This window comes from Bdellovibrio bacteriovorus HD100 (assembly GCF_000196175.1).
Lineage (GTDB): Bacteria > Bdellovibrionota > Bdellovibrionia > Bdellovibrionales > Bdellovibrionaceae > Bdellovibrio > Bdellovibrio bacteriovorus.
Genome location: NC_005363.1, coordinates 3,072,621 through 3,091,184 on the forward strand (window position 1 = coordinate 3,072,621; position 18,564 = coordinate 3,091,184).

Annotated in this window: 15 protein-coding genes; 5 read left to right on the forward strand and 10 right to left on the reverse strand. The window is 50.5% G+C overall.

Features of this window, described 5'->3' with window-relative positions; genetic code table 11:
- Positions 1-98: 98 nt before the first annotated feature.
- The 6 genes from BD_RS14460 to BD_RS14485 are packed head-to-tail and all read right to left on the reverse strand — an operon-like array spanning position 99 to position 7,128.
- Positions 99-1,202, reverse strand: a complete 1,104-nt coding sequence (locus tag BD_RS14460) for a BtaA family protein (protein WP_011165518.1) — start codon at positions 1,200-1,202, stop codon at positions 99-101.
- Between the two features lie 12 nt (positions 1,203-1,214).
- The gene (locus BD_RS14465) at positions 1,215-2,282 is read right to left on the reverse strand and encodes a hypothetical protein (RefSeq protein ID WP_011165519.1); all 1,068 of its coding nucleotides are present in this window, start codon (positions 2,280-2,282) and stop codon (positions 1,215-1,217) included.
- A complete protein-coding gene (locus BD_RS14470; protein ID WP_011165520.1) occupies positions 2,283-2,978 on the reverse strand; it encodes an outer membrane lipoprotein-sorting protein in 696 nt (231 codons plus the stop codon).
- A 9-nt stretch (positions 2,979-2,987) separates the two neighbouring features.
- On the reverse strand, positions 2,988-5,117 hold the full coding sequence (locus tag BD_RS14475) for a dehydrogenase (RefSeq protein ID WP_011165521.1): 2,130 nt from the start codon (positions 5,115-5,117) through the stop codon (positions 2,988-2,990).
- The gene (locus tag BD_RS14480) at positions 5,092-6,111 is read right to left on the reverse strand and encodes an SDR family oxidoreductase (RefSeq protein ID WP_011165522.1); all 1,020 of its coding nucleotides are present in this window, start codon (positions 6,109-6,111) and stop codon (positions 5,092-5,094) included. Before BD_RS14480 ends, BD_RS14475 begins: the two co-directional genes overlap by 26 nt.
- A gap of 18 nt (positions 6,112-6,129) precedes the next feature.
- A complete protein-coding gene (locus tag BD_RS14485; RefSeq protein ID WP_011165523.1) occupies positions 6,130-7,128 on the reverse strand; it encodes a diacylglycerol/lipid kinase family protein in 999 nt (332 codons plus the stop codon).
- A gap of 354 nt (positions 7,129-7,482) precedes the next feature.
- On the opposite strand from BD_RS14485, the gene BD_RS14490 reads away from it, so the two are divergent.
- Complete coding sequence (locus tag BD_RS14490; RefSeq protein ID WP_011165525.1) at positions 7,483-9,321, forward strand: NHL repeat-containing protein; 1,839 nt, start codon at positions 7,483-7,485, stop codon at positions 9,319-9,321.
- Between the two features lie 32 nt (positions 9,322-9,353).
- Here BD_RS14490 and BD_RS14495 read toward each other — a convergent pair whose 3' ends face one another.
- The 4 genes from BD_RS14495 to BD_RS14510 are packed head-to-tail and all read right to left on the reverse strand — an operon-like array spanning position 9,354 to position 12,549.
- A complete protein-coding gene (locus BD_RS14495) occupies positions 9,354-10,562 on the reverse strand; it encodes an ABC transporter permease (protein ID WP_011165526.1) in 1,209 nt (402 codons plus the stop codon).
- Complete coding sequence (locus BD_RS14500; protein ID WP_011165527.1) at positions 10,562-11,257, reverse strand: ABC transporter ATP-binding protein; 696 nt, start codon at positions 11,255-11,257, stop codon at positions 10,562-10,564. Before BD_RS14500 ends, BD_RS14495 begins: the two co-directional genes overlap by 1 nt.
- A gap of 18 nt (positions 11,258-11,275) precedes the next feature.
- Positions 11,276-12,031: a hypothetical protein gene (locus BD_RS14505; protein ID WP_011165528.1), complete on the reverse strand. Its 756-nt coding sequence runs from the start codon at positions 12,029-12,031 to the stop codon at positions 11,276-11,278.
- 2 nt (positions 12,032-12,033) lie between these two features.
- A complete protein-coding gene (locus BD_RS14510) occupies positions 12,034-12,549 on the reverse strand; it encodes a hypothetical protein (protein WP_144313790.1) in 516 nt (171 codons plus the stop codon).
- 255 nt (positions 12,550-12,804) lie between these two features.
- On the opposite strand from BD_RS14510, the gene BD_RS14515 reads away from it, so the two are divergent.
- From BD_RS14515 to recN, 4 genes are all read left to right on the forward strand, one after another.
- Entirely contained in the window at positions 12,805-13,389 is a 585-nt protein-coding gene (locus BD_RS14515; protein ID WP_011165530.1) for a hypothetical protein, read from the forward strand.
- A 487-nt stretch (positions 13,390-13,876) separates the two neighbouring features.
- On the forward strand, positions 13,877-15,916 hold the full coding sequence (locus tag BD_RS14525) for a M3 family metallopeptidase (RefSeq protein WP_011165531.1): 2,040 nt from the start codon (positions 13,877-13,879) through the stop codon (positions 15,914-15,916).
- Complete coding sequence (locus tag BD_RS14530) at positions 15,916-16,827, forward strand: NAD(+)/NADH kinase (RefSeq protein ID WP_011165532.1); 912 nt, start codon at positions 15,916-15,918, stop codon at positions 16,825-16,827. The genes BD_RS14525 and BD_RS14530 overlap by 1 nt, the downstream gene beginning before the upstream one ends.
- A 15-nt stretch (positions 16,828-16,842) precedes the next feature.
- Entirely contained in the window at positions 16,843-18,543 is a 1,701-nt protein-coding gene (gene recN / locus BD_RS14535) for a DNA repair protein RecN (protein WP_011165533.1), read from the forward strand.
- Positions 18,544-18,564 lie beyond the last annotated feature (21 nt).

Genomic DNA, 18,564 nt, shown 5'->3' on the forward strand with positions numbered 1-18,564 from the left:
TTGCTATGCAAGGCGGAGGTAAGCCCTCGCAGCGCAGGCGTGCTCTAAGCACGTCGGAGCGAGAAGGCTTGCCGACAACGCAGTCAGAGCGGCCGTTTTCAACCGCCGACTTTTCTAAATATATGGAACTGGTAAACGCCAGTTCCATCTTTGTTTTGGGCCCAGACATTCTTGTCGCCGAGCTCTTCCCACCCCTTCAGATCAATTGCCGTTGGCGCACGCATAAAGGATCGGATCACCATCTGGGTGCCGGCTTTGCTATCTGTGTTCAGTCTTTGCAAAATCTGATTGGCATCGCGCTGTTCAAGATAAGAAATCGTGTCGGACAAAGAGATAAAGTCATAGGCATGCTTTGGCAGCTCTTCCAGAAGATTGCCGTGTAAATAGCGCACTTCGGTTTTCGACTTTTTCACCGCCGCAACAATGTGTTCGTGCGCTTCCAAGGGAAGGCCTTCTTCATAGGCAATACGCCCCAGGAAAAGGATCTGCATGAAATAGTTTTTGCGAACCAACTGCGTGCGGAAGATACGGTCAAACTCTTCCATGATAAACTGCCATGGAGCGCGCTGTTCGGTCTTGTGGTCGGCGCGACCACTGAAATGGCCTTTGTACAGGTATTTATTAAAGACAAATTCACTTGCCGCCACACGTATAAAGCTGTTCCAGCGGATTTTCGGCCAGTGCTTTTCATAAAGCTCGATCTGTTCAGAGAGAGTCTGTGCGGCAAACACCTTACTGAAATCACACTGCAAGACATCACGGAACAAATAACCCAGCTTCTGGAAGTGGGATTCCCAGCGGCCCAACAGAATGAAACCACGCGGTTTCCAACCTTCCATGCGCTCTTGCCAGTAACTGGTGGCTGCGGCAGATAAGGTCAGACGCTTGAACAGCTCTTCACGACTGTCGCCTTCGTCATGCCCCCCTTGCAAAGCCCCGCGATAGCCCATCAGGAACAGGTATTCCTCATAGCTCAATGTCTTCATCGCCTGCAGGCGCAGCTCGCACAAATACAACTGACTGACCGACATGTCGATCACATCCAGATTCTTCGGGTTCTTCGCAATCAGCGGCAGACAGCGAGCCCCGGATCCAGCGATGCTGAATACGCGGTTGGCGCCTTCGGGCAACAGTTCAAATTCAATGCGCGTATCTTCGTTGGACAGGGTGTAGTTCAAATCAGAGAAGTATTCTTTTGCCATTGCTGACTCCCTTTAAAAAGGCAAACTGCCGGTAAATTCCAAACGCAAACCGACAACATAACCGCCGGTGATTTCTTCATACATATCGTAAAGCCCGCCGTCTTTCCCCTGATAACTCTGGGCAAAGATGGTGGAGGTAAAATAGTCCGTCCAGTTATAACCATAACTGCCATTCACAAAAAGATCCTTGGTGGTATCGTTCTGATAAAGCTGGAAGAACACGTCATGACGGTTCGGATTCCACTGCGCACTGACGTAATAAGACACCTGAGTCTGCGTCCCCGTCAGTGTGTTGACCTCATAAGCCGTCACCTGTGGCAGCACCACCCAGTTCCCCAGGAACAGATCCATCCCCACCGTACCAAAGCTGCGATCACTTTTGATCGTGTCCGGCAAAGTGGTGTCGTCCACATAGCCGTACTCAAATTTGGGAACTGCGGTTTCAAAGGCATAGTTGGCGGTGAAACCATAGTGATTGCGATTCAGAATCTGTGCAGACACCAACGACAGACCAAAACCTTTGACGTCCATCTTCAAACGGCCACCAAAACTGGTGTTTTTTTCTTCCACAGGCTCTGGTGCCGGGATGGGATAGGTGGACTCTGCCACATCCCCGATTCCGACCAGATCCAAAGACCACGTTTCACGGGCATAAGAAAAAGACGCCCCGGTCGGATGAGTCAGCTGATCCTGGAAAGGATCAAAGAAAAGCCTTGCCCAGCGACGGCCCGACCATACATCGAGAGAAGGCAGGGACCACATTTCACTCCAGCGGATGGCCTGACGGCCCACACGCACATAGAAAGAATCCAGCTTGAATTCCAGATAGGCTTCCTGCAAGTATCCTTTGGACGGAGACCGGCGAATATAGGCCTGATCTTCGTTGCCTTCAAAGTCGCCGAAACCTTCAATGAAGATTCCGAAGGGCCCCAGGTTGCTGTTGAGTTTGCCTTTCAGAATCAAACGATTGGCAAGTTCGTCCTCTTGACCACGGATATACTCGTAACGAGGCGCAAACACCAGGTCTGCCCTCGCCCACGGAGTCATCATCAGAAGTGCAAGAAGAACCAGAAATCTCACTTACTTCATGCTCTCCATATTGCGGACCGTGAAGAAGGAATCACTGAAGTCCCTCTTGTCCATGGAAAGAATGCGGATGTAGCTGATTTGTTTGTTGGTGTCTTCGATTTTCAAAGTCGTCGGACGGAAGGCGCCCGAGATGTTTTTGTAATCTTCAAAAGCCGCGCGCTTCAAAACGGTCTTTCCATTCAGACCCAGGTATTCCGCACGCAAGGGAGCAAAGGAGCCTTTCTTAAGCCACAGGCGAACCCATGCATAAGTCAGATTGTCTTTGTTCCCCTTTAAAAGAAGTTGAACTTCGTTGGTATTTTCACTTTCTTTGGTCACATCATAGTCCCCATACCAGCGGGTGCGGGAGATGTCCCCGTTTGCGACTTGGCCGGACAGCTTTTGCGCCAAAGACAATCGCATGGAACGCTTCAGATTCGGAACATACGCGTTGAAATCACGGTCCAGCATCAGCATATTGCGGCCCTTGTCGCGGGCCGGTTCTTTGGTGACGATCAGGGTTTTGTCCTGACCTTTCAAATAAACCTGGAACACCGAGGTGTTTTCAGAGGTTTCAACCTTGATTTTCATTTCATAGGATTCAGCAGGGTTGCGGATATTGTCCGCTTTTTTTACCCATTCTGCAGGATTTTCCGCCAGGGCATGCAAAGAGAATAACAAGCTGCTGATCGCCAAAAGTGTCTTCATGACATCTCCTTATTTTTTTCTTTTAGACAACGCCAGTTCGCGGGTCAGTTCGATTTCCTTGTCGGTGATGATTCCGGTATGCCCCTGAATCGCCGCAAGTTTAACCCCGTGGCGTTTCGCCATCTGATATATCTGTTTTACTTTGTGCCACTCGATATCGCGGCCCATAGTGAAAGGCTCGTACTGACCTTCCAAAGTCAGCAGCGCTGTTTCCGCCAGACACGCATACACCGTGTTCCCCGGAAGACCCATATCAAAATTCATTTCCACTGGTCCCGGCAACACCACTTCACCTGATTCAATAATCAGTACATCGGGACGCTGTTTGGCATCTTCAATGTCGAAATCCAATGGACGAGAACAGTCACACACCACCGCTCCTGGCTTCAAGCGCATGACATCGACGATTTTGTGATCAAATGCTGACGTTGCCGTCACCAGGACATCGGCATCCGCCGCCAGCTCATTGGCATCGGTGGTGATAGTCACCTCGCAGTTTGGCGACATCTGCTGGATTTCCTGGCGCAGCTCTTCCAGACGGTTGAGTCGTGGAGCCACCAGACACAGGCGCTTAAAGATCATCGACAGCAACTTCGCCGAAACTTTACCGATGGAGCCGGTCGCCCCGATCACCATCGCCATGCCATCGACATAGCCCGTGTTCGGATCCTGCTTCAACAGACGCATCTTCTGCACCACATCCGCCAGTGCCCATAACGTGGCCGAGGCACTGAGGCTGTTCCCGGTGGTGACCGGAATCGGGCTGTTTTGATTGATGGTGATTCCCTGATCGCCCACAATTTTGGTGTAAGCGCCAAGGCCGATCATTTTCGCGCCTCGATTGGCGGCATCGTAACAGATGCTTTCAATCTTGCGATAGATCACTTCCGGGTCCGAATTCTTCAGCACCTTCGGGGTCGCTGGCAAGGCATAGATAATCCCGTTGATTTCCTTGCCGTTGCTTTCACTGATGATGTGTTTGATATGACCATAGACGAACGGCGGCGCTTTCGCAGCCATACGGTCAAACGGATCATTCCAGGTTTTTGGCATGTGCTTCAGCACGCCCAGTCCCGGCACATGCATAAAGTCATTATGAGAAAGCGCATGAATCACGAAGGCAAAATCCGGCTCCGGCTGGCTGAAGACCTTATTTCGAACCGCATTGAAGCCTTGAGAGATCTTTGTCTGCGTCGATGAGTTTCTGGTCATCACGTACTTGCGCGCCACCTGACGGATCTCGACGTCCTCGGTGATGAGCTGTTCCCATTCTTCGATGGACAAAGCCGCCGTGCGTTTGTGCGACAAGCGCAGCATGGCATCCAGAACAGAATAGTTCATGTACGGATGCACCCGGTAGTTTTCAGGGAACAGATTGATGATACTGCGTGGGGAATACTTTTTGGCTTCTTCCTCCATCGCCGGGTGCGCTGACCAGATCACCAGATCCTTGCCGCGCACAAAGTCCGTCGCCTGATCGAACAAAAGCAACATCGGCAGATCACAGAACACGTACTGCACATTTTCAACCTGCGCGGCCAAAGAAGACCGGCTGATCTTTTGCATCTTGGTTTGCGCCAGCGGCGTGTTTCGCTTCATGTCTTTGATGTTCGCCACATTCAAAGCCAGCTTTGAAAGAGTCATCAAACCCGGGAAGGGCTGAATCATCCATGGCAGACCCAATAGCGAGTACGCATCGCCGATATAGACTGATTTGCGGTAACGGTGACGGATGTATTCTTCAAGCTCCGTGCAAAGCACTGCTGTGGGGAAGAACGTCCCGCGTTCCGGCTGAATGACTCCGGATTCGATATGTTTCACCAAAGAATTGATATTGGCGATTTCACGCAAACCCGTCCCGTCACACAGAGGTACCGGGGACGGCGTTGCCATGATTTCCAGGTATTGACGGTGAACATAGCTTTTCTGATCCAGCTTGATCACTGGTGGCAAGCTGGTCAAGGCAAAGGCATCCACCTGATTGCGCAGGGTTTCGATCAGTCTGACAACCGCATCAACCGAGAAGTTGGCACTGAAGCGCTGAACTTCATAGTGATCCCCGGCAAAGTCAAATTCATAAGCGGCATCCCAGTGCGGGCGTCCGAAACTGATCTCAGCGATTCGATACGTACGCTTCATATCCGCTCCAGAATTTTTGTTCGTATTGGAAGAATTCAGGACACCATGTTTCACCCAGGATTTCCCGGGTGCTGGTGGTGTCATATATCGGGAAGTTCATCAGGTAATGCAGCTCTTCTTCCGGAAAGCGTGCGATGAAACTGGAAAGCTTCAGCACCAGGGCTTCGGAAATCTTATCGACCAGGATCACTCCTTTGTGAGGAATTGCCTGGGACTTCAAGGCCGAAAGATAAAGATCACGAACCGCCAACCCCTGATTCGGGGTCACGTGGAAACTGTGATACCCCTGAGGTTTGGTCTGCACCGCCCACTCACAGAATTTCACAATGGCTTCAGCACACTTGTCGACCGGAACCAGCGGCAAACGGGTTTTGTCATTCCCCGGAAGAGGCAATGACGTCGGAATGGATTCAACCACCGAGCGGATTTTATTGAAGGCCTCCGCCGAATGATAAGGACCATCGATGCGCTCGATACGGCCCGTTTTGGTGTCCCCGACCAAGACGCCCAAGCGCAGGTTGATACGACCGGTGGTGTGAACCATCGGCCAGTTTTGCAGAACCTGTTCTCCATGGGCTTTGGATTCCGAATAAGCATCCGGAAAAGTCTTTTGGAAGTTCAAATCGTTGGGTTTCACCACCGTCAACGGGGAATTGATCCCGGCCGCCACGGTGCTGGTGTTCACGAAGAAGGGAATTTCAAGAGATTCGGCCACCTTCAAAGCCGTGCCCATGGCCGAGATATTGTGCTGATAGCAATCCACTTTGGATGCGGTCAGCTCATACAGTCCAGCCATGTGCAGGAACAGCGCGTATTTCTTTTTGCGAAGAGCGTCCAGATCCAGGCCCGCATTCCACTGACAAAGGTCTCCCTGGACTTCAGTCTTGCCTGAACGGGACAACACGTCCACTTCGAATTTTTCGCGAAGCAAAGGAATGACCTGTTTACCCAGGAAGCCAGTGCCTCCGGTAACAAGAATGCGTGGTTTGGTCACGATGACCTCCGAATAGAACTATTGTCGGACCATGACTGGCAGTCCGTGATGCAGGCAACGAACTGTGATTTCCTGAACATCTCTGAGAAGGATCTCGCCATCCCCAAAGAAAGTCAAAGCGCGCTGGGGATTCTGGCTCTTTAGTCTGAACTCTTTCAGCTCGAAAGACTTAAAGACCGGAGATTTCTCGACGGAACCGCGACGAAGATGGTAAGCCGCCAAAGTGTGCCCAGGAATACTGTTGGTTTCAGAAAGAAGCAGGTTCACCGTACCGTCTGTATTGGAGGTAAACGGCGCCGGAACAAAACTGGAGCCGATCTTTTGCTGATTATTGATCAGAACGATCGGCGAAGACGTTTCGACATTCACTTTGCCAGGAATTTCAATTTCCAGACCCCAGCCTTCCGGATTCCAGGTGCGAATCGCTTCGGCGGTCATCATGGAATAAACACTCGGCCCCATTTTTTTGACCGCGTGATAACTTTTCTGTGCAAGGAAACGATAAGCCTTTGCTGACTTCGGACAATTCGCCAAGGTCTGCAAGTGAGAACGGAATTTATTAGCCAGTTCGGCCGCTTTGGCCGGAAGTCCCAGACCTCCGTTGGTCAGCATGTAAGCGACTTGTTCACCCGAGCTGACTTCAATCACGTCGATGTTTTTCACAACACCTTCAAAGATATTGCGAACAGCGGTATCAATTCTGGTGGATACACCAATTTCATGAGCCAAATCGTTGGCGGTGCCGGAACGAACAATGGCAATCGGAGGAATCTGCGCGCCGTTTTGATATTTCATGATGGCCTGAATCGCCACGTTGATAGTGCCGTCACCACCGCAAATGATAAAGTAATCCGTTTTCTTCGCTTGCTCTTCCTGAACAAAGTCAAACATCTCTGTCATCGTCGAAGGACGACAGAAACGCAGATCGCAGCGGAAAAGCGCTTCACGCACTTTCGCCTCGATCAACTCTGCATTCACAGAGCCTGCTTTGGAATTAACAAGGACGGACACTCTCATATTATTGGTTCTCCGAGAGGACTATATAGCAAACCTCATACCCAACTTGTATCAACCTGAGAAGCATTCAATTGGATCTCACCGTATTTATTCAGCTCCAAAACGTCATTTTGGCACCGCTGACCAAAAAGTGATCACTTTGAGACAACATTCCCTCAGATCTGTCTGCTCTCCCTCATATCTTCCATTACCGGAACGTCATCTTATGAGGACTCCTTGTATCTCGTGGAGCACTAAAAGCACCAGGTGCTCCAAAAGTACTCTGATTATCTTGAGCGCTCTTTAACAAATCCCGAAAAGTATTATGAAACACGACGTGAAAACCTCGTAAACGGCACGTAGAAGGTACGCACTATGTTCAAGAAAATCTCAACTTCGCTCGCACTTCTCATTCTGGCCTTAACCACGTCGGCATGCACGATGAGTCTGGATCGCTTCGGCCAGCTCATTTCCCCATCCATCGGAGACGATGATCCATCGCCTGCGGTCTCGGTTATTAAAGGAACCTTTCCGCTGGGACAACCGGCCTTCAACCTTCAGGACAAATCATTTTTGAGTGCCGCACCCGGAAACAAGTTTGTTGGTGCCTCTCTGTTTGACCACAAAATTTATGTTTTCACTGCAGAGGGAAAAACACTGAAAAGCATTTCTCTTCCTGCCGCCTCGAAGTGGCCGGATGGTGAAATAACCTCTTTGGGAGTGGACTCTACAGGCTTGATCTATGTTGGTCTTGTCGAAAGAAGCGGGGGCACCGCAATTCGCGAATACATTCAAAAATACAATCTTGATGGAGTTTCTCAGGGTGTCTTTAAAGACTTTGTTCAAGAAGGCGGCATCTTCCCTTCTGCCCAAGACATTGCATTTGATTCTTCTGACAATGTTTATCTGGCTTTGAACTATTTCTACCAGATTCGCAAATACAACAAAAACACCGGTGCCCAAATGGCGGCTTACGGAGCCGGCACATCCGGCAGCGCTGATGGCGAATTTTGGGGTAACACCAAATTCACTCTTGATTCCTCTGGGAACGTTTATGTCGTGGATACCTGGTCAGATCGACTGCAAAAATTTCTGCCCAACGGAAGCTTCGACAGCAAGGTCACCTGGCCGACACAAATCCTGCCGGTCGCACCAGCAACGGTTGCATCCAGCAACGTCGCTGACCTGACACTTTTATCCAATGGCAACTTCCTGATCAGTCAAAGCGACAGCAACGGCTATCTTATTTCATTTGATCCGACCGGAGCCTTGCTCTTTATCACTGATGGAAGCGCCGGAGCCACACAGTTCACGAGCAGCCCCGTTGTCTTTGCCGAAGCTGGAAATGAAGTCTATGTCATGAACAGTTCTACAACCCGAGTTTACAACAAAATCACGGGAGCTTTGGCCCGTAAATATGATCCCACCTTATCGAATGCACTTGGACTGGCCCGAGACACCCTGGGTAACACTTATGTCAGCGATATGGGTGGCATCAAGCGCTTTGACACTACTGGGTTCAGTGACCTGTCCTTTGCGGCAGGCACTATGATGTACGATATCGACATCGACAGTCAGGGTATCATTTACGGCTCTAACCTGCTTACTGGAAAAATCATGAAGTACAATCCGGACGGAACATCGGCTGGCGAGATCACTCCAACAGGCACAACGTACTTCCTGGATATCGTTTACGACAAAACGCTGGAAGCCGATGTTATCTATCAGACAGATGCCACCAATGGTGTAATTCGAAAGCTCACCACAGCGGGAGTGGAAATTGGAACCATTGGAGCAGGACAGATCATTTCACCCATCAGTGTTGCGGCAACCAGTGATGGTGGTGTGATTGTTTCAGATGCACAAAATACGGGTCCAGGCGCCCCATTCCGCGCATTGGTGAAAATCAACCCGGATAACAGCGTAGCTTGGACAATTTTGCCGGGTGCCGCAGGTAATATCACCACTATCCTCGGCATTGCCGTAGACAAAGACGGCAGTATTTTAGCAGCGGATGCCGCTGGAAATAAAATCGTTCGCTTCTCTGCTGACGGCGCGCACATGACCACCTATGGTCAAGCAGGTGCTGCCGCCGGAGAGTTTACAATGCCAATCGACATCATGGTCGACGCTGGCAGCAACTTCTATGTTTCAGAGGCCGGCAACAGCCGGGTGCAGAAATTCAACTCATCAGGAGTGGTGCAAGCAGAATAAAAAAAAGCGGCTTAAAAAGCCGCTTTTTCGTTTTATGTGGAACGCAGAAGTTCCGGAATTGATTTCTTCAGAAGCTTTCTTACCGGCCACAAACTTGCCACGACGGTGGCGATCATCGGCAAGAGCAACGCCTGCAGATAGTGGCTGGGCTGAATATCCAGGAACACAAAGAACTGACGAGTGATCCCCGGGGCCGGTGGCATCGGAATACCCTGACGAAGCAAGGTCGCATCCACCAAAATTGCAATACAAATTCCCAGGAAGCCGCCCAAGATCCCCAACAAACTGTTTTCGATCATCAGGATCTTGAACAAGCGACTGCGTTTTTCTCCGTTCGCACGCAACGCTCCCATCTCGCCCGCTCTTTCCAGTAAGCCTGTGGAAATCACATTGAAAATCCCCATGGCCACAATCACCAGAATGATCGAACGGATGAACGAGAACTGAGCATTCAGGAAGTCCACCGAGTTCTGATAGTAGTTTTTGTCCAGAATCTCAAAGGGCACGGCTTCCAACGACGGATTGGCTTTGCGCAAATCCGCATCCACCGCCGGCCACGCCTCAACCCCTTTTGTCGCCAGCGAGAACATCTCGACACGAGTGGTATCAAGCAGTGCCTGCGCCTGCTTCAAATCCACACGATAGAAGGAATCATCGATGACTTTTTTACCCGTGAAGAAGATCCCCGCCACCGTCAGGTCCGCCCCGTTCAGCTGACCATTCACCGTCTGGGTCAGCAAAGTCACCACATCACCCGTTTTTGCGTCGATGCTTTCTGCCAGACCTTTTCCAAGGATGATCTGATCCTGACCTTGCAGATCATGGCCTTCGATAAAGTTCATTTCAGTGAAGAACTTGTTTTCACGCTCTGGAATCACGCCCTCACCTTTACCGCCCAGGGTGATGCCACCTTTGACGATGAAAGAATAGAAGGACACACGCGGGAAAACTTCGGTGACAGAAGCAGAACTGCGAATCTGCTTTTCGATTTCATCGGCGTTTTCAAACCACAATTTCCACGGGGTTTCGTGAACTTTACCGAAATAATTCTGCGGGAACACCTGACCGTAACCATAGTATCCATGAATCACGTTTTCACGGTACTGGTTCATCACGCCGGTGTTAAAACCCTGATAGATCAACAAACCTGCAGCGCCCAAAGCCACCGTACAAAGACTGGCCCACGTGCGGCGAGGATTTCTGAACAGATTGCGCCAGGAGATTTTCAACAGTTCCAACATTATTTAGCCTCCTGGTTTTTCGTGTTGTCGATCATGCCGTCTTTCATGCGATACACGGATTTGGCAAAACTGACCAGATGCGAATCGTGAGTCGAGAAAATGAAGCTGGTGTTTTCAGACTTCTGCAGTTCTTTGAAGGCGTTGATGGTTTTTTCTGCAGTCACCGAATCCAGATTGGCCGTCGGTTCATCAGCCAGTACCACCGCAGGCTTTTTGGCAATCGCTCGCGCAATAGCCACACGCTGACGTTGACCACCGGAAAGTTCCAGCGGTTTTTTCTTGGCGTGGTCGGCAAGTCCCAACAGATCCAAAGTTTCCATCGCCACCTTCTGGGCATTGGCGTGGTTGTAACCCAAAGAAGGCAGGAAATAAGACGTATTTTCAAGCACCGTCAAAGTGGGTATCAGATAGAAAGACTGAAAGATGAATCCAACCTTGTGCAGGCGCACGTTTTCTTTTTCAGATTCAGGAAGATGAGTGACGTCTTCGCCCGCGAACTCAAGGTGTCCATTGCTGGGGGTATCAATCAGACCCAAAAGATTCAGCAAAGTGGTTTTACCCGTTCCGCTCGGGCCCACGATGCAGGTGAAACAGCCTTTTTCCAGTTCCAGGTCAATGCCTTTCAAAACCGGCACTTGCTTGCCGTTCCAAAGGTATGAATATTCCAGGCCCTTAAGACGATACAGAGCACTCATGTTGCTGACTCCTTGAAGTTAAAGATAGAAGCGGAAGCCGATGGCGATAAAGGCGCCGGACAGATTCAAGTCACGCTGCTCGCCTGCGGCCGTGGTGACTTTGTCACCGCTGTTCACCGGACCTTTGAAAGTGGTGACAGATTTGGTGTATTCCAGATTTTCGATATTCAGCTGACGATAACCCATTTCAACAACAATGGTGGTGGTGTCGGTCAAAAGACCTTCATAACCCAAAGAGGCATTCAACAAAGTGGCTGAGCCTTTGGCTTCAACATCATGGTTGGAGACACCCGGGAAAGCTGTCTGACCGTCGGTCGTCAGGGTGTAGCTGTTCTTCATGGTCACACTGGCTGCCCCCACACCCAACGCCACAAAGGAGCGGGATCGGGCATTGCTTTGCAGGTTGAATTCAACGCCGATCTTCGGGGCATAGCCCAGAACCTGGCTGTCAGCCGTGTAGAGTTCTGTTTCAGATGCGTTGGTCGCAGAGGATCCTTCAATTGCACTGGGTTTTAGTATTTCAAGACCGAAGCGCAAACTGATGTACTGACGTGTGTACAGGAAGCCGAACTCACCGCCATAGTTGTAGCTGGAGCCGCCACTGTAGCTGACTCCGGTCGCTTCACCGTCGAAGGCCCCGGTGCCAATCGCTGACGGCCCCGCCGACACATCAAAGTAGGCGGCGAAAGTTTCGTTGTTGATATTGAAAACACGGGCCTGCGCCGAAGTTGCAGAAATCAGCAGTGCCGCGAAAAGAAGTCCCCGCACGATCACGACTACTCCGTGATCAGGTCAATGACGACCTTGCTGGTGCTTTTTTTACCCGCGACCTGATAGACGCGAACTTTGGTGTTCTTTTTCAGATCCAGAGTCAGATTCAAAGAACTGTCGACCGGATCCAGGCTCATGTTGGTTTTCACCACCGCCAAAGAGCCTTTCAGTCTTTCAGCCAGACGTTTTTGATCGATATTGGCATTCGGCATCTGAGCAAAGTCCACCACCAGACGCTGAGGATTTTTCTTCAGCTCTGCATAGTAATAACCCGGCCAGCCGCGCAGCATGCCGCCGTTGATATCACCGACATCAATCACGATGCGCTCGACTTTTTTGCCCGCATCCGCCGTACGGCGAACATCCATCAAGGTGAAACCGGTACCGGCAAGACCACCGAAACTGACACCTTCACCAGAAAGAATTTTGGAAGCCGCAGGTTTACTTTGTTGTTTGGAGATGGCTGCTTGAGCAGGCAAAGCCAATAGAGCGGCCAATACACATCCAATGTACTTCATCATGATCGACTCCTTTCGAACACATCCCTTAAGCCTAAAGGGGAACGCCCCTTCTGCCAACCCCAAATCCCCATTTTTACCCACCCTCGCCCCGTCTCAAACCAGGAACCTTTCGCGGCGCAGGGTGACGCTTTTGGGCCCCGTTTTTGTAAAAAGGGGGGCTGAGGTCGAATATATGGAGGCTGGATAGATTCTCACAAGGCACAGAACTTGGATCCCTAGGCATTGTTGAAAGATTTTTTAACCTTGGAGTGCTTTATGAAAAAGCTCATAACTTTGGTTCTGACGGTATTTGCGTTGGCAGCCTGCCAACCGGATAACAATGGTGGAAACAACACCGTGACCAACCCCGGTCAGATTGCGACCACACCACTGCAGTTGAACTGTATCAACGGAACGACTTACTGTAATAACAACGCCTATTACAACTATTCCGGCTTCATCCCTTATCCGGGCCTGTACAACTATGCTTACAACTATTCGACCATCTTTGCTCAGCAGGGATTCTGTGGTTGTCCGAATGGATATCTGCCAACTTACAACGGCACATTTGGTTTGGGCTGCGTTCAGCAACAGCTGATCACTCCTTACTGGAATGACTATTTCTTCTGGTCTTACGGATACGGCTGGGGCTTCGGCTACATGTCCATTCCGTCAGCTCCGCAGATGACGATCAATCATCCGCAGTATTCCAATATTCCAACGAATTCTAACAGCTTCTCCAGCTGCTCTCAGACCCTCACTCAGAGCTGCGTTTTGAGCCAAGGGAACACTTGCGGTGTCGGGGCGACATGCCGTCAAGTTCTGTCCGGTTCGAATCTTGGAGTTTGTGTTAAAAACTAGAGAGGCGCGGCACTTCTCGACCGTTTTAACGGACTAATATGCCGCATCATACGCCCCCTTTGGAATAACCACCAAAGGGGGCTTTCCATTTTTACCCGAAGAGAATTTTAGACGGCGGCCTTAGGGAGAGGGGGAAGGCTTTCTTGGGGCACGGGCTCCTGCCCTCTGCCGGCGCTCGCTTCGCGACCATCCCTGGGCCGGAGGCCCCAATAAAGCCTTCCCCCTCTCCCCAATGCCTCTTTCCCGGCTTGTTCGGGTAAAAAACTTGAAATCCCCCTTTGCTGGTCACTCCTGCATTATTCACGGTCCTCACAGTTTGGGCTCTGGGTGGTCTTTTCGTCGGGGTTTGGGAGTTAAAAAGTACTGTCGTTTGACCCGTCTGGTGGCGTCGGGTTGAGTCATTTTTTTATCCGGGTTTTTAGCTTTATTTCGGGTCTGTTTCATGGAAGAAAAGAAGGGTGTTTTTACTCTATCCATGGAGGTTCCTATGAATACGACTAATCCTCTTTTGCAACCCTTCAAGAACAAAGATCAGGCTGTGCCTTTTGATTTGATCAAAGTTGAGCACTATGTGCCGGCGGTTGAAGAAGCCATCAAGATGGCTAAAGAAAATGTGGCTAAGATCAAAGCCAATCCGGAGGCTCCGGATTTTGAAAATACGATTGTGGCTTTGGAAGCGGCCAGCGTTCATGCTGATCAGATTTCCACGATCTACTCCAACCTGGAAGTGGCTCATGCGGATGAAGCGCTTCAGGCTTTGGCTAAAGATATTTATCCGATGCTGACGGCTTTAAGCTCTGACATCTCTTTGGATTCTGAGATCTTTGCGCGCGTGAAAGCTGTTTATGACAAGCGCGAATCCTTGAACCTGAATCTGGAACAGACTCGCCTGCTGGAAAAGACTTACCTGTCTTTCACTCGCAACGGGGCTTTGCTGAATGCGGCTGACAAAGAGACTCTTCGTCAGATCGATCAGGAGCTTTCTGTTCTTGGTCCGAAATTCTCTGAGAACGTTTTGAAAGCGACCAATTCTTTCGAAATGCTTTTGGATAAAAAAGAAGATGTTGATGGTTTGCCTGAAGGCACACTTGAAGGTGCGGCGGCTTTGGCGAAAGCCAAAGGTCACGACGGCAAGTGGATATTCAATTTGCAGATCCCTTCTTACCTTCCGTTCATGACTTATGCAAAAAACCGCGCGCTTCGCGAGAAAATGTGGAGAGCGTTTTCTTCCAAAGCCTTCAAAGGTGAATTCGACAATCAGGCCAACGTTCTGAAAATTGTTGAGCTTCGTGACAAGCGCGCGAAAGTTTTGAAATTCACCACGCATGCTGATTTCGTGTTGGCAGAGCGTATGGCGAAAAATCCAAAAACTGTTATGGACTTCCTGAACAAACTTCTGGCGGCTTCCAAGAACGCGGGCCTGAAAGACGTTCAAGAACTGACAGAGTTCGCGAACAAGCTGGATGGTCTGACAGAGATCAAACCTTGGGACGTGGCTTATTATTCTGAAAAGCTGAAAGAAGAGCGTTATGCTTTCAACGAAGAGGACCTGCGCCCTTACTTCAAACTTGAAAACGTGGTTGAAGGTGTGTTTGCTCACGCGAAGAAACTTTACGGCCTGACGTTCAAAGAAAACAAAGAAATCCCGGTCTATCACCCGGAAGTGAAAGCTTACGAGATCTATGAAGATGCTTCTGGCAAATACATGGGTCTGTTCTATACGGATTACTTCCCGCGCGAGACCAAAAAAGGCGGCGCTTGGATGACTCAGTTCCGTTCACAGGGTCTGATCGACGGCGAAATGAAACGCCCGCACGTCAGCATCGTGTGCAACTTCACGCAGCCGACTCCGACCAAGCCGTCACTTTTGACTTATGACGAAGTTCGCACGCTCTTCCACGAATTCGGTCACGCTTTGCACGGCATGCTGTCTGAGTGTACTTATCCTTCCCTGAGCGGTACCAATGTCTATTGGGACTTCGTGGAACTTCCTTCCCAGATCATGGAAAACTGGGTGGGCGAAAAAGAGGGCCTGGACATCTTTGCCCGTCACTACGAAACCAACGAACCAATGCCGGCGGAGCTGATCGAGAAATTGAAACGCTCCCAGAAATTCCAGGCGGGTTACATGTCCTGCCGTCAGCTGCAATTCGGCCTGATGGACATGGCATGGCACTCGACGGACCCGGGCACTATCAAGGACGTGGATGCGTTTGAAGAGCTGGCAACGGCCGAAACCCGTCTGTTCCCGAAAGTGGATGGCGCGAATTCCTCTTGCAGCTTCGGCCACATCTTTGCTGGCGGTTATTCTGCGGGTTATTACTCTTACAAATGGGCAGAGGTTCTGGATGCGGATGCCTTTGAGTACTTCAAGGAAAAAGGCCTGTTCAATCAGGAAGTGGCCAAGAAGTTCAAAGACAACGTTCTAAGCCGTGGTGGCACCGAGCACCCGATGGATTTGTACAAAAAATTCCGCGGTCGTGAGCCGGATCCAAACGCTCTTTTGCGTCGTGATGGACTGATTTAATGAAGAAGAGTTCGATGGACAAAGAACACAAACAGAGCAAGCTGGTTTTGAAAGAAAACGGCAGCATTGGTTTGGTCTATCGCCTGGAGACTGCGCAAGCGGTCTCTTTGGCTAAAAAGGTCGCGGAGTTTTTGAAAGAACGCGGCTTTGAAGTCTTCACCTGCCCCGACCAAAAAGTGGTTGCAGGCACGAAGGCGGCTAAAACCAAAAAGCACATGGACGATCTGAAACTGGTGATCGTACTGGGCGGTGACGGGACTTACCTGCGCGCCGTTCGTTTGCTGGAAGGTCGCAGTGTTCCTATTCTGGGCTTTAACATGGGCTCTTTGGGGTTCCTGACGGCTCACAGTGCGGATTCCTGCTTTGATATCATCGAAAAAACTCTGGAAGGGAAAATGGTTCAGCGTCCGCGCTCCATGATCTATTCCAAAATTCTGCGCAAAGGAAAGGTTCGTGCCGAGTACCATGCGCTGAACGACATGGTGATTGAAAGGGGCTCGATGTCCCAATTGATCAACACGGCGATTTATTCTGAAAAGTTCCTGGTAAGTCAGGTGAAGGCCGATGGTTTCATCGTGGCCAGCCCTTCGGGCTCCACGGCGTACAATCTGGCTGCGGGTGGCCCGATCTGCCATCCGGAATCCCCGGTGTTTGTGGTGACTCCGGTGGCGCCGCACAGCCTGACTTCCCGTCCGTTGTTGTTCCCGGATGACCGGGAGCTTTCTTTCCGTCTGGAGGGTAAAACCCAAAAGGCCCACTTCATCGTGGACGGACAGAAGATGACGGAGCTGACGGCCGATGACGAAGTCATCGTCAGCCGTTCCTGTTATGACCACTGGATGGTTCGTGAAGCCAATCACAACTATTTCCATTTGCTGCGCGAGAAACTGAAATTCGGCGATCGAAACTGAGCTTGAGGAAAGATTATGTTACTTGAGTTGAAAGTGTCCAATTTTGCGATTATCGAAAACCTTCATGTCTCTTTCAAAGAGGGACTGAACATCATGAGCGGTGAAACCGGCGCCGGTAAATCCGTTCTGCTGAAAAGTCTGTCCTTGTTGATGGGTGGCAAAGGTTCCAGCGACACCATTCGCACAGGCGCCACCCAGGCGACCATCGAGGGTTCGTTTGATATTTCCGCCCGCCCCGACATTCAGAAGATGTTGCATGATATGGGAATTGAAGCGGATGAACACACCCTGATCGTTCGCCGCGTGCTAAGCTCTGGCGACAAATCCAAAGTGTACCTGAATGGCAGCCTGAGCACCCTGAACAGCCTGCGCGATATCGTGGCGCCGATGGTGGAACTGGCGGGTCATTCAGCGCCGCTGATTGAAATGACCGGTCAGCATGAAAACCGCAATCTGATGTCCAAACACTATCATCTGGATCTTTTGGATCAGTACGCGGGCACCTGGGACAAACGTTTGTTGTTCACGGAAAAATTCAACCGCTATCACGCGATCTTTGCTGAAATCAAAAAACTTGAAAGCGATGCCAAACAAAAGGCCCAGCGCCTGGATTTTTTGACTTATCAGCGTGATGAAATCGCCAATCTGGATCTGTCCCCGGGCGAGGACCACGAACTGGAAGTCGAAGTCAAAAAACTGAAGAACTCAAACCGCATAGGTGCGTTCGTGGATCAGGCGGAATCGGCTCTGTACACAGACGATGATTCCGCGATCAGCCGCCTGAATGCGATCCTGAAAAAAGGCCTAGAGATTTCCAACGTCGACCCGCAAATCGCGGCGAAGCTGGAAAACCTGGAACAGGCCAAGACTTTGATTGATGAAAGCATCTATGATCTGCGCCAGTACGCAAACAAGATCGATGCCGACCCCCAACGTCTGGAAGAAGCCGAAAGCCGCCTGAGCGATCTGCGCAAGCTGCAGAAAAAATACGGCGCGACCGTCGATGACATCCTGAAAGCTTTGATGGAGATGGAAATTGAAATCTCCAACCTGCAAAACTCTGAAAGCCGCGTCGAATCTTTGAAAAAAGAAGCTGCTGTTATTTTGAAAGAGCTTGAAACCCTGGGTGCGGATCTGCACAAACGCCGTCAAAAAGGAGCCGAGCTTCTGGCCGACAGCGTGAACGCAGAACTGCTGGATCTGAACATGAAAGGTGTGACCTTCCACGTGATGACCGAAAAGCTGCAGGAACTGGCGTCCACGGGCTTGAGTGATGTCGAGTTCCTGAGCCAAACCTCCAGCAAAGACGCCAAACGCCCATTGGCGAAGTTTGCTTCAGGTGGTGAGTTGAGCCGTATTCTTCTGTCTTTAAAGCGTGTGGTGGGTTCCAGCAATCAGCCGCGCACTTATCTGTTTGATGAAGTGGATACCGGCGTGTCTGGCGAAACGGCAGAAAAAGTCGGTCGCAAGCTGCGCACGATTGCCAAAGGACAACAGGTTGTCTGCGTGACTCACCTTCCTCAGGTGGCGGCCTTCGGGGATATTCACTTCTTTATCCAGAAGTCCCCGCAAAAGGATTCTGTTTCTATGGTTGTGTCAGAACTCAAACAAAAAGACCGAGTTCAGGAAATCGCCCGCCTTATCAGCGGTGAAAAGATCTCCAAAACATCCCTGGCCCACGCCGAGCAACTCTTGGCAGAAGCCAAACAAAACTAAGTCCAAAGAAAGGCTGCCTCC

Bases quoted from the DNA above. Each gene is read 5' to 3' on its own strand.
- BD_RS14470 (WP_011165520.1), bottom strand. From the start codon at position 2,978: ATGAAGACACTTTTGGCGATCAGCAGCTTGTTATTCTCTTTGCATGCC.
- recN (WP_011165533.1), top strand. From the start codon at position 16,843: ATGTTACTTGAGTTGAAAGTGTCCAATTTTGCGATTATCGAAAACCTT.
- BD_RS14500 (WP_011165527.1), bottom strand. From the start codon at position 11,257: ATGAGTGCTCTGTATCGTCTTAAGGGCCTGGAATATTCATACCTTTGG.
- BD_RS14525 (WP_011165531.1), top strand. From the start codon at position 13,877: ATGAATACGACTAATCCTCTTTTGCAACCCTTCAAGAACAAAGATCAG.
- BD_RS14510 (WP_144313790.1), bottom strand. From the start codon at position 12,549: ATGATGAAGTACATTGGATGTGTATTGGCCGCTCTATTGGCTTTGCCT.
- BD_RS14515 (WP_011165530.1), top strand. From the start codon at position 12,805: ATGAAAAAGCTCATAACTTTGGTTCTGACGGTATTTGCGTTGGCAGCC.
- BD_RS14475 (WP_011165521.1), bottom strand. From the start codon at position 5,117: ATGAAGCGTACGTATCGAATCGCTGAGATCAGTTTCGGACGCCCGCAC.
- BD_RS14490 (WP_011165525.1), top strand. From the start codon at position 7,483: ATGTTCAAGAAAATCTCAACTTCGCTCGCACTTCTCATTCTGGCCTTA.
- BD_RS14530 (WP_011165532.1), top strand. From the start codon at position 15,916: ATGAAGAAGAGTTCGATGGACAAAGAACACAAACAGAGCAAGCTGGTT.
- BD_RS14495 (WP_011165526.1), bottom strand. From the start codon at position 10,562: ATGTTGGAACTGTTGAAAATCTCCTGGCGCAATCTGTTCAGAAATCCT.
- BD_RS14485 (WP_011165523.1), bottom strand. From the start codon at position 7,128: ATGAGAGTGTCCGTCCTTGTTAATTCCAAAGCAGGCTCTGTGAATGCA.
- BD_RS14460 (WP_011165518.1), bottom strand. From the start codon at position 1,202: ATGGCAAAAGAATACTTCTCTGATTTGAACTACACCCTGTCCAACGAA.